11 protein-coding genes are annotated in these 15,120 nt (G+C 73.8%); 4 read left to right on the plus strand and 7 right to left on the minus strand.

Features of this window, described 5'->3' with window-relative positions:
- The first annotated feature begins 574 nt into the window (after window positions 1-574).
- The 3 genes from E1264_RS14800 (at window position 575) to E1264_RS14810 (ending at window position 5,283) form a co-directional block, all read left to right on the plus strand.
- Window positions 575-1,954, plus strand: coding sequence for an SWIM zinc finger family protein (locus E1264_RS14800; RefSeq protein WP_132173718.1), 1,380 nt, complete (start codon window positions 575-577; stop codon window positions 1,952-1,954).
- A complete protein-coding gene (locus E1264_RS14805; RefSeq protein ID WP_132173720.1) occupies window positions 1,951-4,650 on the plus strand; it encodes a DUF6493 family protein in 2,700 nt (899 codons plus the stop codon). The genes E1264_RS14800 and E1264_RS14805 overlap by 4 nt, the downstream gene beginning before the upstream one ends.
- Before the next feature lie 90 nt (window positions 4,651-4,740).
- Window positions 4,741-5,283, plus strand: coding sequence for a methylated-DNA--[protein]-cysteine S-methyltransferase (locus tag E1264_RS14810; RefSeq protein ID WP_132173722.1), 543 nt, complete (start codon window positions 4,741-4,743; stop codon window positions 5,281-5,283).
- A 46-nt stretch (window positions 5,284-5,329) separates the two neighbouring features.
- Here the strand turns inward: E1264_RS14810 and E1264_RS14815 are convergent, their stop codons facing one another.
- From E1264_RS14815 to E1264_RS14830, 6 genes are all read right to left on the minus strand, one after another.
- Complete coding sequence (locus E1264_RS14815; protein ID WP_132173724.1) at window positions 5,330-6,244, minus strand: oxidoreductase; 915 nt, start codon at window positions 6,242-6,244, stop codon at window positions 5,330-5,332.
- A gap of 175 nt (window positions 6,245-6,419) precedes the next feature.
- Entirely contained in the window at window positions 6,420-6,908 is a 489-nt protein-coding gene (locus E1264_RS14820; RefSeq protein WP_132173726.1) for a glutathione peroxidase, read from the minus strand.
- A 104-nt stretch (window positions 6,909-7,012) separates the two neighbouring features.
- Window positions 7,013-7,171, minus strand: a complete 159-nt coding sequence (locus tag E1264_RS43365; protein WP_165964182.1) for a hypothetical protein — start codon at window positions 7,169-7,171, stop codon at window positions 7,013-7,015.
- 216 nt (window positions 7,172-7,387) lie between these two features.
- Window positions 7,388-7,546: a hypothetical protein gene (locus E1264_RS43370; protein ID WP_165964183.1), complete on the minus strand. Its 159-nt coding sequence runs from the start codon at window positions 7,544-7,546 to the stop codon at window positions 7,388-7,390.
- 105 nt (window positions 7,547-7,651) lie between these two features.
- Window positions 7,652-7,948 carry a hypothetical protein gene (locus E1264_RS14825; RefSeq protein ID WP_132173728.1) on the minus strand — a complete coding sequence of 99 codons (297 nt, stop codon included), beginning with the start codon at window positions 7,946-7,948 and terminating at the stop codon, window positions 7,652-7,654.
- A 61-nt stretch (window positions 7,949-8,009) separates the two neighbouring features.
- Window positions 8,010-9,131, minus strand: coding sequence for an LCP family protein (locus tag E1264_RS14830; protein ID WP_243710937.1), 1,122 nt, complete (start codon window positions 9,129-9,131; stop codon window positions 8,010-8,012).
- A 204-nt stretch (window positions 9,132-9,335) separates the two neighbouring features.
- On the opposite strand from E1264_RS14830, the gene E1264_RS14835 reads away from it, so the two are divergent.
- Window positions 9,336-11,381 (plus strand): ABC transporter ATP-binding protein, encoded by a 2,046-nt coding sequence (locus E1264_RS14835; RefSeq protein WP_132173730.1) that lies wholly within the window; start codon window positions 9,336-9,338, stop codon window positions 11,379-11,381.
- On the opposite strand, the gene E1264_RS14840 is transcribed toward E1264_RS14835, so the two are convergent.
- Complete coding sequence (locus E1264_RS14840) at window positions 11,378-15,001, minus strand: AAA family ATPase (RefSeq protein ID WP_132173732.1); 3,624 nt, start codon at window positions 14,999-15,001, stop codon at window positions 11,378-11,380. The genes E1264_RS14835 and E1264_RS14840 overlap by 4 nt on opposite strands.
- Window positions 15,002-15,120 lie beyond the last annotated feature (119 nt).

Genomic DNA, 15,120 nt, shown 5'->3' on the forward strand with positions numbered 1-15,120 from the left:
CATTCCTCCTCCCCGACCCCTGGACGAGCCATAACACCTTCACCACAACCCCAGCCGGGCCCACGGGTCGTGCGGCCGGAGGGCGCCCAGCGCCCGGAGGTCGCACGGCCCGACGACGCAGGCGACCGCAGCGACGCCGCACACGCCCATCACCGGCACGACAGACCGCAACGGCGGCGTGAGGATCGCCTGCGTCGCGACGGGGGTTCCAGGGGGTCGCCCCCCTGGGCAAACACAGCGCCCAGCGCCCGGAGGTCGCACGGCCCGACGACGCAGGCGACCGCAGCGACGCCGCACACGCCCATCACCGGCACGACAGACCGCAACGGCGGCGAGAGGATCGCCTGCGTCGCGACGGGGGTTCCAGGGGGTCGCCCCCCTGGGCAAACACAGCGCCCAGCGCCCGGAGGTCGCACGGCCCGACGACGCAGGCGACCGCAGCGACGCCGCACACACCCGTCACAGGCACGACAGACCGCAACGGCGGCGTGAGGATCGCCTGCGTCGCGACGGGGGTTCCAGGGGGTCGCCCCCCTGGGCTGAAACTGTCGGTACGCGGCTCTACTTTCTCGGCATGGCTAGCAGCAGCGTGGCGGCAGGGGCCGCACAGGCGTACACGTACACGCGGCCGTCCGGGCTGGACGGCGCGCTTTTGGGCCTGTCGACGTCCGGCGGGACGACCGCCAGCGGGCCGCAACCGCATCCGCATTTCTTCAGCGGCGTGCTCACGCAGGCGGCGCCCGCCGCGGCGGGGCTGCTGGCGCTGGCGGACGTCGCGCAGACCCGCTACCACCAGCCGCGTCCCACCTCGTTCCGCGACCCCGTCGTCACCTGCAACGGCGACCGGCTGCGGATGGAGTCGTTCTCGGCCTGCGGCGGCGTGTACGCCCGGCTGGACGTGCTGGAGCCCGCGATGGACGGCGACGTGCACGAGCGCGGCACCACGAACGTGGACGTGAACGGCCCGCTGCGCGAGGCCCTGGCCCGGGTGGGCGGGTCCGATCCGCTGCATCTGGCGGTCGGCGCGGAGGAGCTGGCCGTGACCACGATGGACGGCGCCGTCGTGGAGAAGAAGGTGCCGCTGCCCGACCGGTGGCTGCGGGGGTTCGCCGAGGTCCAGGTCATCACGGCCGGGTTCGACCTGCGCGCCGAGCTGAAGGCCGCGGACGCGGTGCGGTTCATGCGCTCGATGCCGCGCAGGCAGCGCGAGGCGCTGTGGGCCGCGCCCGCCGGGCGGACGCTGCGGCTCGTGCAACGTCCCGCCGCCGGCGCCGTGTGCCTGGCCGGGCCGGACCGGCTGCGGACGATGATGCCGCTGCTCCGTTTCGCGCAGGCGCTGCGGGTGTACGGGCCGTCCATCGCCGATGGCAACGGTCCTGTGTCGAGTGTCTGGGAGCTGGAGCTGCCCGGGATGCGGTACGTCCTGACGCTGTCTCCCCAGCATTCGCGCGGCTTCTCCGGTGAGGGCGCCGTGCTGGACGCCCTCTCGACCGACGAGGCCGCCGGGGACGCCGACCTGCTCGGCGCGCTGCTGTCGTTCGAGCCGCGCGTCGAGCCCGATCTGCTGGCCGAGCGGTCCGGCCTCAGCCTGGCGCGGACGAAGGCGGCGCTGACGCAACTGGGGACGTCCGGACGGGTGGGCTTCGACGCGGCAGAGGCCGCGTTCTTCCACCGTGAGCTTCCCTACGACCCCGCCCGCGTGGCCGACCTCAATCCCCGGCTGCGCTCCGCGCGCGCTCTCGTCGACGAGGGCGCCGTGCGGTTCACGGCCGATGACGCGGCGGTCGTCCTGAGCAATGGCGGCGAGCGGCACGTCCGCTTCGAGGCGGACCGGGTGACGTGCACGTGCCCGTGGTGGTTCGACCATCGGGGTGAGCGCGGGCCGTGCAAGCACGTCCTGGCGGCGCGCATCGTCCGCCGCGACGCCGAGGCGGCCGTGGAGGCCGCTCGATGAGCGCGTGGGACGGCGTCAAGGAGGCCATCCGGTCCGGTGCCCTGGAGCGGACGGCGCGGCTGGTGTCCGAGCTGGACGAGCCCGCTCGGCGGGCCGTGGCCAAGGAGTTGCCGGGCGCGTTGAAGGAGCTCCGCGCGGCGTCGGAGCACGGGTTCCTGCCGCCGCGGGTCGCGCAGGCGCTGCTGCTGGCCGGTGCGGGCACGATCGGCGGCGCCGCCGCCGCTGCCGCCTGGATGTGCCGGGCGGACCTGCGGCCCTGGTGGGACGAGGACGTGTACTGCCCGATGCTGTGCGACCTCACGTCCATCCGCCCGGACGGGTGGCGCGCCGAGGTCGCGCACCGGATCGCCGCGCGGCTGAAGCCCTCCGAGCAGTTCTGGACCCTCTGGCACATCGCGGCCGCGCTCGCCAGGTCCGCCGGCGCCGCCCCGGTGTCCGACGGCTTCGTGGTCGGGTGGGTCGCGGAGGGCGGCAGCGCGCGCAGGCTCGCCGAGGACCCGTTCCTGGACGCGCTCGTCCCCCGGCTCTTCGAGGCGGACGGTGTGGGCGCGGCACTCGCCTTCGACGCGGCGAGAACCCAGCCGGACGAGACCCGCAAGGGCGCCTGGGCCGCCGCGCTCGCCGATCTGGCGCACGCCGGACGGCTCGACCGCACGGCCCTCCTGGACGGCTGCATCAGCCGTTTCCTGCGTGGTGGCACCGCCCACAACCTCCGCTGGTTCGTCGGGCTGCACGAGGAACTCCGGCCCACCGGCGAGGAGGCGGCGGCTCGCGTGCGCGACTACGTCCGGCTCCTGCCGGTCGCGCCGCCGACCGTCGCGGACGCGGCGCTGCGGCAGGTGCGCCGGGCCGACGACCTGGAGCGCCTCGACGACGCGCTCTTCGAGGAGGCCGCGGACGCGCTGCTGTTCCGCCCGGAGAAGAAGCTGGTCCGGGCCGCGCTCACCTGGCTCGACCGGACGGCCCGCGCCCGCGGCCGGGTCGACGCGACGCTGCGCGCCGTCCCGGCGGTCTTCGCCTCCGAGTCGCTCGATCTGCGCGAACGGGCCGTGAAGATCGCGGTGAAGCACGCGTCCCTGGCGAGCGACGGCGTCCGCGCGGAGGTCAGGGACGCCGCCGCCGACCTCCCGGCCGACCTGCGCCAGGCGGTCGCCGCCGCGTTCGGGGAGGTCGCGGAGGCCGCCCCTGAGCCCGTGCCGCTTGCCGCCCCGCCCCCCTTCACGCCCCGCGAGGCGCCCGCCCCGATCGGGTCCCTCACCGAACTGGGCTCGGAGTTCCTCGACTGCATCGCCGCCGGACAGAGGTGGCAAGCGACCGAACGCTTCCTAGGCGCGCTCGTCGAGTTCGCCTACCGCGACCTCGACGGGACCAGGAAGGCGCTGCAAGAGGTCTGCTCCGACCGTGCGCCATGGCTTCTGCAACGTTTGTCGCATTCGCATGCGCGCGCCTACGTCCGGGGAAGCTGGGTCGAGTTCCCGGTGCGGAAGCTCCTGCTCCCGGACGACACCCCGGCCCAGGTGGCCAAGATGCGCGCCGCGTTCGTCAAGGGCAGGACCCGGCTCTTCAGGAGCCGGTTCCTGCCGCCGATAGAGCGGTTCCTCGCCTGGCGGCGGCACGAGATCGTGTCCGTCCTTAGCACGGTGCCCGTGCTGCTCGCGACGCCGACCGAGGGCAGCGGGCAGATCGACCCCGGCGTCCTGGTCGCCCGGCTCGAACGGCTGGAGGAGGCGGGCGCCGAGCCGGGCCGGGCCGATCTGGCGCAGGCCATGCTCCGCGTGCCCCGCGAGATCGACCCGGCCGCGGTGGCGCGGGCGAAGGGGCTGGCGTCCGATGCGGGCCGGGCGGTCGCGTCCTGGCTGGCCACCGGCGGTCTCGCCGACCCGGGCGTCGAGTGCACGTTCCCCCGCGGGCCCATCACGTCCTTCGGCGAGCACGGCCTCCCGCACCCGGCCTACGTCATGGCCACCGTGGACGTGCCCGGCCGCTCCGACGTCGCCCGCATCTGCGCCATCTCCAAGGACGCCTGGACGGACCATGAAGGCTCGATCTACAACGCCTTCACCGGGTACTGGCCGTCGGTGATGCCGTCCCACCGGGAGGTCGCCGCCGCGCACCTGCTCCCCTGCTTCGCCGGCACCGAGGACGTGGGCTGGGGCCAGGGCACCGTCATGCTCGACCTCGCCGAGGCCGACGGGCCCGCGGGAACCGCCACCGGCACGCTCCTCGCCTGCGCGCTGGCGAACAAGGAGCAGCACGAGCGCGCCACCGCCGTCGAGGCGTTCCTCGCCCTCCTGGGCCGGGGCCACCTCCCCGCGGCCGAGACGGGCACGGCGCTCGGCAGGCTCGCCGCCGCCGGGGCCGTCACCGTCTCGCGCACCGTGAAGTCCCTCGCGGACGCCGCCGACGCGGGCGCGCACGCCGAGGTGTGGACGGTGCTGGCCGCCGCCCTCCCGCACGTCCTCCCCGCGCCGGGCGTGCGGGCCCCGGCCGGGCTGCCCGACCTGCTCGCGCTGGCCACCCGTACCGCCGAGGTCACCGGCGCGAGGGGCGCGATCCCGGCCGTCGCGGAGGTGGCGTCCCGCGGCGGGTCCAGCCGCCTGGTGAAGGAGTCCGCCCGCCTCCACCGCACCGTCCTCCAGCCCCCACCCACCGCCATTCAACGGACGAGCTCCGCTCGACGGTCCCTCGCATCCTAAAGCGCCTCCCCGGTGTTCTTAGGAGGAGACATGAGCCGGATGACGGACCCGCGTGGGACGCTGGACGCGGCGGGAAGGAGCGCTGAAACGATGACCGAGACCCTCGCGTTCGGCACGGTCGACACCGTGCTCGGACGCCTCCTCGTCGCCGAGACCGAGACGGGGGTGGTGTCGCTGCACTTCCGCGACACGCCCGCCGCCCGCGCCCGCACCGCCAAGGCGGCCGGTCTACCGGTCGTGGACGCCCCGGACCGCCTGGCCCCGGCGCTGTCGGCGCTGCGCGACTACTTCGCCGGCGACCTGAAGCGCTTCGAGGTGCCGATCGACTGGCGGCTGACGTCGGACGTGCAGCGGCAGGTCCTCTCGACGCTGTACGAGTCCGTCCCGTACGGGCGGGTCGTCACCTACGGCGAGTTGGGCGACCGCAGCGGTACGGGCGTCCACGCGCAGGTCATCGGGCAGGTGATGGGGAGCAACCCGATCCCGCTGATCGTGCCGTGCCACCGCGTCGTCGCCTCGAACGGGCTCGGCGGCTACAGCGGCGGCTCGGGCGTCGAGGTCAAGCGCTGGCTGCTGACGATGGAGGGCGCGCTGCCCGCCACCCTCGACTGGGACATCACCCGCGCGCCCTGAGGCGGCCGACCGGGGCGTCCGTTCCTGAGCGCGGGTGTAGGTGCTCCTAAGCGCGCGCGGGCGCGTAGCTGACGGACGTGAGGTCTTCAGAGACCTGCCAGAGACGCTCGCCCAGACCCGGACGGTCCGCGTGCGGCGGCGTGACCACCTTGGCCGGTGCGCCCCGGTACTGGAGCAGGCGGGGGCCGTAGCAGGCGCCTCCCCGGACGTCCAGGGCCGTCGCGGCGTAGAGGGACGGCAGCGCGCCCGCGGCGGCCGACTGCGCCACCAGCGCGTTGCCGAGGCCGAAGGCGCGCTCCATGAGCGTGCTGCCCTGCATCTTGGGCCCGGTCTGCTGGAGGTTGGTGGCGGCGTAGCCGGGATGGGCGGCGACGCTCGTCAGCTCCCGGACGCGCCGGTCGAGTTCCTTGGCGAAGACCAGGTTCGCGAGCTTCGACTGGCTGTAGGCGGCCCACTTGCGGTAGCGGCGCTCGCCGTGCAGGTCGTCGAAGCGCAGGCGGCCCGTCCAGGCGAAGCCGGACGTCAGCGTCACGACGCGGGGCGCTGGGGCGGCGCGCAGCGCGTCCAGGAGCAGCCCGGTGAGCGCGAAGTGGCCGAGATGGTTGGTGCCGAACTGCATCTCGAACCCGTCGGCGGTGGTGCGGCGCGGGAGGGCCATGACCCCGGCGTTGTTGACGAGGACGTCGAGGGGCGCGTCGCCGTGCCGGCCGGCGAACGTCCGGACCGACGACAGGTCGGCCAGGTCGAGCTGCCCGAGGGCGACGTCGGCGCCGGGGACGGCGGCCTTGATCCGGTCGGCGGCGGCCTGCCCGCGCTCGGCGCTGCGGCAGGCCAGCACGACGGACGCGCCGCGCCGCGCGAGCTCCAGCGCGGTGTGGTGGCCGAGGCCGCTGTTGGCGCCGGTGACGATCGCCCGCCGGCCGCTCAGATCGGGGATGTCGCCGGCCGTCCATCCGCCCATGGGGCACCTCCCACGTCATATCGCGACTTCACAAGTTAGACGCGTCCCCTAATAGAGGACAAGGGCGGCTCGATGTGGCGCGGTTCACAGCCACACTCGCACCGGGCGCGCGACAGGACGCGCCCCTCCAGCGCGAAGGGGCGCGTCCGGTCTCGAGGGTCCGGTCTCGCCGGTTTCAGGCGGGGAGGTTCTTTTCGATGGCGGCGACGACCTCGGCGGACTCGGGTTCGGTCTGGGGCGCGAAGCGCGCGGCGACCGTGCCGTCCGGGCCGATGAGGAACTTCTCGAAGTTCCAGCGGATGTCGCCGGTGTGGCCCTCGGCGTCGGGCGTGCCGACCAGGCCCTGGTACAGCGGGTGCCGCCCGTCGCCGTTGACCTCGACCTTCTCGGTCAGCGGGAACGTGACCCCGTAGGTCGTCGAGCAGAACTCCGCGATCTCGTCGGGGGTGCCGGGCTCCTGGCCCATGAACTGGTTGCAGGGCACCCCGAGGACGGTGAAGCCGCGTCCGGCGAACCGCTCCTGCAGCCGCTCCAGCCCGGAGTACTGAGGGGTGAGGCCGCACTTGGAGGCGACGTTGACAATGAGCACGGCCTTGCCCCGGTACTGGCCGAGGTCGGCGGACCCGCCGCTCAGGCCGTCGATCTCTACGTCGAAGACAGACATGAGGCCGATCCTAGGAGATCACTCCCGGCGACCGGCCGTCCCACCTACGTACCCGCCTACGCGCGCGTGTCCGTTCTACGCGAGTGTGTCCGCCCGCTGTACGCCTAGGTGCCCAAGGCGTTCACGAAGGCGGCGAGCTGGTTGCCCGCGTTGCCCAGCTGGCTGAAGGCGTTGTTGACCACCGCCGCCGCGTCCGTGGGGGAGCTCAGCAAGTAGAAGACAACGAAGGCGATGGCAATATAGCGCGCGTTCTTCTTCAACATCCGTACGCCGTCCCTGGTTGTAGCGCAACGACACAACTGACCCGATCACATTGTGCCCAGGCGCGTCTGCCCGCAAAGCGCGATTTTACTTGACGCAGGGGCCACGCCTTGCTGCCCGCGCGCGAAGAAGCCCCGTGCCATCGGGGACACGGGGCCTCGACCGCCGTTACCGGGGGGTGTGGAGGATCGTCCCCGCGGTGGACCCGAGCGGGTCCGTCAGCTGGGGATCGCGCTCATGAACTGCGACAACGACTCGGCGGCCGTGCCGAGCCCGCTCAGCGCGTTGTTGACGAGGTTCGCCGCCCCCTCGGGTCTGCTGATGACGTACCACGCCGTGAAGGCAATGGCGACGATCTTCATATGCTTCTTGTTCAATTCAACCACCCTCCGCCATCAATAGCCTACGGAGAGTGATGCCCAAGTGCGCCCGAACGATGATCAAGAAGGGCCAAAGAGACGGTCAGGTCCCCTTGGTGGCGGTCAGGCGCCCCCGGCATGGGCGGTGAGGTACTCGATGTAGAGGGGACGGAGCGCGTCCGCCAGCTCGCCCTCCCCCGCGTGCGTGAACTCCTCCAGCAGCGACAGCCCGTGGAAAAGGTCGAACTCGGCGCGGTCGACCTCCCCGGTGGCCGCCGCGGCGGCGGGGATCGCGCGCAGCAGCTCCCACAGGAAGCCGACGTCGCGGCGCTCCTTGGCGAGGCTCATCGCGCGGTCGTACAGCTCCTTGGACGGCAGCTCGTCCAGCTGGGCGGCGCCGTCCGGCGTCACATCCGGCATGTCCCGACTCTAACCAGGCGGGCGCGCGCCAATCCCCTGGACGGGCGCGCGCCCATCCCGGTCACGCCTTCGTGATGACGTCCTTCGGGATCTCCTGGTCCTGCTGGAGCGCCTCGAAGAGCCGGGACGCCTTGGCCTTGTCCCAGGTGATGTACGACCCGGCGGCCGCCGAGCTGCCGCCGCCGCCGATCGGGACCGTGGTGGTGACGCCGTCCTTGCCGCTGACGCCCTTCATCGCCCACATCATGCGGACGAGGTGGTGCAGGTGGTCGCCGTCGTCGACGAGGAAGTTGCTGGTGGCGTTCGTCGCGAGCGGGACGCTCCGGAACGGGTTCAGGATCGTCCCCCAGCTGGTCGACTTCTTCATCAGCGCGCCGAAGAACTCCCGCTGCTTCTCGACCCGTTCGAGGTCGGCGCGGGCGTAGGCGCGGGTCCGGACGTAGCCGAGCGCCTGCCCGCCGTCGAGGGTCTGGCAGCCGGCCTTGAGGTCGAGGCCCGCCTTGGGGTCCTCGATGTCGTCCTTGACGCAGATGTCGACGCCGCCGACGGCGTCGACCACGCCGACGAAGCCGTTGAAGCCGATCTCGGCGTAGTGGTCGATGCGGATGCCGGTGGCCTTCTCCACGGTCTGCACGAGCAGCTTGGGGCCGCCGAACGCGAACGCCGCGTTGAGCTTGTTGGACCCGCGCCCCGGGATGGGGACGTAGGAGTCGCGCGGGAGGCTGATCAGCGACGTGCCGCCGGAGCCGTAGTGCAGCAGCATCATCGAGTCGGTGCGGCGTCCGCCCGAGAAGCCGGTCTTGAGGCGCCTCTGGTCGGCCTTGGACAGGCCCTCGCGGCTGTCGGAGCCGACGATCAGCCAGTTCGTCCCCGGGGTGTCGGCGACACGGCCGGGATAGTCGACGAGGACGCTCTCCCGCTTCAGCCGGGAGTCGAGGTAGAGGTACCCGCCCACCAGGATCATGATCAGGACGACCGAGAGGACGCCCAGGACGCGCGGCCAGCGGCGCCGCCGCCGGCGCGGCCTGAGCGGAGGCCCCCCGTAGGGGCCGTCGTCGTCGTACCTGCGCCCGGCGAGCTGGTCCCCCGCGTACGGGTCGTTGTAGGGGTCGCCGTACGTCTCCCGCCCGTAGGCGGCGTGATGGTGCTCCGAGCGTGCGGAGTGGTCCCTGCTGCGCCCCACGCGGTCGTCCTCCTTGCGTGTCCGGCCTGGCGGCCGGCCTGGCTCCTGGCGTGAACCTTAGACACCCTAGGGGGTCGGAGGCGTCCCTCCACCGCATGATTCTCGACTGCTCCGAATAACCACGCTACGTGACAAACGCGGCAGACACCGTCCCCCTCAGGAAGCACACTGCCCCTGGCGGACAGGACGGGCGAAGGGCCGCGCATGGGCACACGACGGCGTTTTCCACGACGTTTCCGGCTGCGAGGGGCGGTCCCGCGCCGCCGCCGGCGGGAGGCGCCGCCCGATCCCGGCCTTCCCGAGGTGATTCTCAACTGGCATGCGCGGGACAAGGAACTCACCGAGACGGGCATGCGCACGATCGCGCGGCGGCTCCCCGCGGTGATCGCGCAGGCGTCGCGGCTGGCCTGGCGGGCGAGCCGCACCGACACGATCGTGACGGTCACCCTCAACCTCGCCGCCGGGTTCTTCACCGCGTTCTGGCTGCTGGCGACGACCGGCGTGCTCACCGCGCTGTTCAGCTCCGCGCCGACGCCGTCGCGCGTCCGCGACGCGCTGCCCTCGCTGGCGCTGGTCGCGGGCGCGGTCGCGCTGCGGGCGGCGCTGCAGGCGGGCGCGGGCTGGGCACAGGCACGGCTGAACCCGCAGGTCGAGCGGCTGGTCGAGCTGCGGCTGTACGAGGCGACGACCGCCGTCGACCTGACCGCGCTGGACGACTCCGACTTCCTGGACGACCTCAAGCGCGCCGAGGGACGCGGCCTGATGTCGGCGCCCATGGTCGTCCAGTACGCCGTGGACGTCCTCACCGCCGCCGTCGGCATGGTCGCGGCGGCCGGGACGCTCGGCGTGCTGCATCCGGTGCTGCTCCCGCTGCTCCTCCTCACGGCGGTGCCGGAGGGGTGGGCGTCCGTCCGCAGCGCGCGGATGCGGTACATGATGCTGCTCTCGCTGGTCGGGGTGACGCGCCGCAAGTGGATCCTCTCGGACCTGATGGTCGACCGGCGGCACGCGGCCGAAGTGCGCTCGTTCACGATGCGCGCGTTCCTGCTGGGCCAGTACGACCGGGCCGCGTCCTACCAGCGGCACGTCGAGCTGGACGTGGCGCGCCGCCAGACGATCGTGAAGATCACCGGGGACCTGCTGAAGGGCGTCGCGACGGCGCTCGTCTACGTCGCGCTGGGCGTGATGCTGTGGAAGGGCGCGATACCGCTGGCGGTGGCGGGCACGGCGGTGCTGGCGATCCGGACGGGCCAGTCGTCCCTGGCCAACCTGGTGTTCGCCGTGAACCGCTGCTACGAGGAGGGCCTGTACTTCGGCGACTACGTAAGCTTCTGCGCCGCCGCGGAGAAGCGGATCCCGCCGCGCGCGCTGCCGCCCGCCCGGCCGGAGAGGCGCGGGCGGCTCCCGGACGACTTCGCCGACATCGTCGTCGAGGACGTCGCGTTCACCTACCCGGGCGCGGACGAGCCGTCCCTGCGGGGCGTCTCGCTGCACGTCCGCAAGGGCGAGGTGGTGGCGCTCGTCGGCGAGAACGGCTCCGGCAAGACCACCCTCGCCAAGATCATGGCCGGGCTGTACGACCCGGACGCGGGACGGGTCCGGTGGGACGACGTGCCGCTGACGACGGTGGCGCCGGAGGACGTGTGGGAGCGCGTCGCCGTCATCGCGCAGGAGTACACGCACTGGCCGATGACCGCCCGGCAGAACGTCACGATGGGCCGCGGTGAGGACGGGGCAGGCGCCTCCAGCAACGGTGACGGCGAGGACCCCGCGATGCTCGCCGCGGCCCGCGCGTCCGGCGCCGACGAGGTCGTCGAGGGCCTCGCCCGCGGCTACGACACGCTGCTGGACCGCCGGTTCAAGGGCGGCGCGGAGCTGTCGGGCGGGCAGTGGCAGCGGCTCGCCGTCGCGCGCGGCTTCTTCCGGGACGCGCCGCTGCTGATCTGCGACGAGCCCACCGCCGCCCTGGACGCGCGCGCCGAGCACAACCTGTTCGAGCGGATCCGCACGCACGCCGACGGCCGCACCGTCCTGCTGATCACGCACCGGCTCGCCAGCGTCCGCTACGCCGACCGGATCTACGTCCTGGAGCACGGCCGCGTCATCGAGGAGGGCGACCACGCGACGCTGATGGCCCGCGGCGGCCTCTACGCCGACCTGTACTCGCTGCAGGCCGCCGCCTACGGAGCCGAGGACCTGCAGACGGCCGGGGACCCGCAAGCCGCCGGTGACCCGCGGGCCGCCGGCTAGATGTAGGGGCCGAAGCCGGTGCGGCCGAAGCCGATGCCGGGCTCGGGCGGCGGGGCGTCCGGCAGGTCCTCGGGGCGCAGCAGCCCGACCTCGGCGGGCTCGATCCCGGCGGGCGCCTCGTCGTCGGTGGCGGTGATGCGCTGCGCCTGCCGGGAGATCGCCGCCTCCAGCAGGTTCCGGACGAGCCGCGCGTTGCCGAACGAGGCGTCCCGCGGATGGGCGGCGACGATGCGGCGCAGGCCGTCCAGGATGCCGGGCGCGAGCGCGAACCCCGCCTCCGCCGCCATGAACTCGAAGATCGTGACGAGCTCGTCGGCGGAGTAGTCGGGGAAGCGCAGCACCTTCGGGAACCGGGACTTCAGCCCCGGGTTGGCGTCCAGGAACCGCTCCATCTCCGCCTCGTAGCCCGCGACGATGACGACCAGGTCGCCGCGGTGCTCCTCCATCAGCCGCAGCAGCTCGGCGACGGCCTCGTGGCCGAAGTCGCGGCGGTCGCCGCCCGCCGACGTCAGCGCGTACGCCTCGTCCACGAACAGGACGCCGCCGAGGGCGCGCTCGACCGCGCTCCGCACCCGCGGCGCGGTCTGCCCGATGAACTCGGCGACGAGGTCGGCCCGCGTCACCTCCACCAGGTGCCCGGACGACAGCAGCCCGAGCCGCGCGTAGACGGCGGCGATCAGCCGCGCGATCGTCGTCTTGGCCGTGCCGGGGTTGCCGGTGAACACCATGTGCCGGGACGGCGACGCCGGGGCGAGCTTGGCGTCCCGGCGCAGCTGGTCGGCGCGGACCTCGGCGACCAGCCGGGCCACCTCCCGCTTGATGTCGGCCAGGCCGATCAGCCGCTCGATCTCGGCGAGCGGCTCGCCGGGGACGTCGTCGCGGGCGCGGCTGAGCGTGTCGGGGACGTCCTCCGGCAGGATCTCGTCCAGCGACTCGGTCTCGTCGACGATGCCGTCGGCGAGGACGCGGCGGCCCTGCATCGCCACCGCCCGGTCCAGCAGGTGGATCATGGCGCGGGCGTTGCCGAACCCGCGCTCGCGCGGCGCGCCCTCGGCCAGCTCGCGGACCCGGTCGAGGACGCCGGGCGCCAGCTCGAAGCCCGCGTCGGCGGCCTTGGCGGCGAACACGTCGACCAGCTCGTCCACGGTGAGGTCGGGGAACAGCACGGTGCGGGGGAAGTAGGCGGCCAGGTCGGGATGCGACTTCAGCAGCCCGTTCAGCTCCGCCTCCGGCCCGGTCAGCACGACGACGAGGTCCTCGCTGTGGGACTGGACGCCGGTGAGCAGCACGTCCAGGACCTCGCGCCCGCGGGCCGCGTCGGTCGCGGCCGACACCAGCGCGTGCGCGTCGCGGACGACCAGCACGCCGCCGTGCGCCTGCTCCACCGCCCGCCGGACCCGCAGGACGCTCTCGCTGGCGTACTCGCCGAGCAGGTCGGCGCGCTCGACCTCGACCAGGTGCCCGGACGACAGCACCCCCAAATCGGCGTAGAGGCGGCCGAGGATGCCCGCGACCTTGCTCTTCCCCGTTCCCGGGTTCCCGGCGAACACCAGGTGCCGGGGCCGGGTGCGCGCGGTCATCCCTGCCTCGCGGCGCAGGCGGGCGGCCTTGGCCTCGGCGACCAGCGCGTCCACCTCCCGCTTGGCGGGCTCGATGCCGGCGCAGGCGGCGAGCTCGGCGAGCGGGTCGGCGTCGGCGGGGCCGCCGGGGATGATCCGCTGCGGCAGGTCCGCGGCGATGATCTCCGGCGGGCCGGCGAGCGCGTCCTCCGCCTCGTCGTCGCCGGCCTTCTCGTTGCGCCGGACGGCGGCGGCGACGGCCTCCCCCGCCATGTGCTCCACCAGCCGCGCGCCGCGCAGGTTCAGCAGCGGCGGGGTGCGGCGCAGCATGCCGCCGGCGGTCGCGGCCACCTCCGGGGCGACGCGCCATCCGCGCCGCGCGGCGGCCAGGGTGAACAGCTCGGCGAAGTCGTCCTCGCCGAAGTCGCGGGTGCGGGCCACGTCGAACGCGCGGACGAGCGCCGGGTTGGCGTCGAACAGCCGCCGGTCGCCGCCGGGGCGGCACAGCGCGACGACGTTCAGCGACGGCGAGCGCGCCATGAGCCGCCGCAGCTCCTCCACGGCGGCGGCGCCGCACCGCTCGTGCGCGGCGAGCTTCTCCAGGTCGTCCACGACGAGGAGCATCCGCGCGTCGAGGCAGTCGCGGACGCGGGTCTGCAGCCACAGGACGGCGTCGCTCACCCCGAGCGACGCGAACACCTGGTCGGAGATCCACAGCGCCTCGCGGACCGCGCCCGCCTCGGCGAGCCGCCGCTCGACGGCCTCGGCCGCGGTGCCCTTCCCGGTGCCCTCCGGGCCGGCGATCAGCAGCCGGACGGGACGCTCGCCCGCGAGCCGCGCCGCCACCGCGTCCTGGAGCGCGCGGGACAGTTCGGGCTGGCCGACGAGCGCGTCCGCGACGTCCTCGCCGCCGCCGGTGCCCGCGTGCCCGCTCTCGCCGTCCGCCCGCCCGGTTCCGGTGGCGCCCAGGGCCTCCCCGAGCGGGTTGAAGACGCGGCGCATCGTGAACAGCCGCCGCAGGTCGGACTGGAACAGCCGGACGGGCACCCGGCAGCGCGGGCTCACCGGCGCGTCCGGCAGGCCCTGCACCGCCCCGGTGACGCGGACGGCCATGTCCAGCCAGGCGCGGGCCGCGTCGGCCTCCCCCGCGACGAGGCCGCGGGCCAGCCACGAGCGCACGTCGTGCTGCCACGCCTCCGAGGAGAATCCCTCGCGCGCGGCGCGGAGCCGCTCCTCCACGTTCTCGTAGCGGGCCGTGCCGAGCACCACCGCCAGCTCGGCGGGCACGACCTGCGCCTCGGCGGCCAGCAGCAACTTGGCGAGCGCGTCGTCGGGCTCGTCGCCGTCGGAGATCGTCCCGGCGAGGTGCGCGTGCGCGGCGTCCAGCCCGGCGCACGCCCACCCGAGGTAGCCGACCGGGCCCGCCAGCTCGGGCAGGACGGCCAGCTCCTCGTCGGTGAGCTGCGCGCCCCACACCTCGTCCAGCCGCGCGTTGGGGACGGTCATGTCCGCCTCGCGCAGCTCGGGGTCGGCGGCGCGCCGGTCGAACAGGTCCATCAGGGCCCGGCGGCGGCGCTCCACCGGTTCCAGGCCCTCGAAGACGTCCAGGCCCGCCCGCGCGAGATCGAACATCACCGCGCGCCGCTCCCGGTCGTTCCCGGCCGGTTCCGGCAGCCACAGGCCCGGTGGCCGCCACCGGCCGCCCTGCGTGAACCAGGCCGTCGGCTCGCGGACGGCCGTCTCCGGCGTCGCGAGGAACGCCGACAGCAGCTCGTAGTCGACGTCGCCGCGCGACCCGCCGCGGACCGCGGACGCGCCGAGCAGGAACGTCAGCAGCGACCACTGCTCGGCCCCGGCGGCGCTGGTGTCGTCCCCGTAGAAGTCGCTGAGCTGCCGGGTCAGCACCACCGCCCGCGGGTCGCGGTTGTACTCGAGCGCGCGATCGCGCAGCTCCTCGTACAGGCCGTCCGGCACCCGCCAGGGCCCGTACGCGTACACGTCGAGCACGGGCTCTTCGGTGAGCAGCACTTCGAGATGGTCCGGCAACCGGGGGGAACTCACCTGGGGGTCCTTCTCCTACTACGGCGGGTCGGGGGTGTTCGGTAAGGGCTGGAGGACGGTTACGTCCGACAGCACCCTATGGCCCGGCACCACCGCGCACATCCTCAGGCGCGGCGGGT

The organism is Actinomadura sp. KC216 (assembly GCF_004348535.1).
In the GTDB taxonomy this organism is placed as follows: domain Bacteria; phylum Actinomycetota; class Actinomycetes; order Streptosporangiales; family Streptosporangiaceae; genus Spirillospora.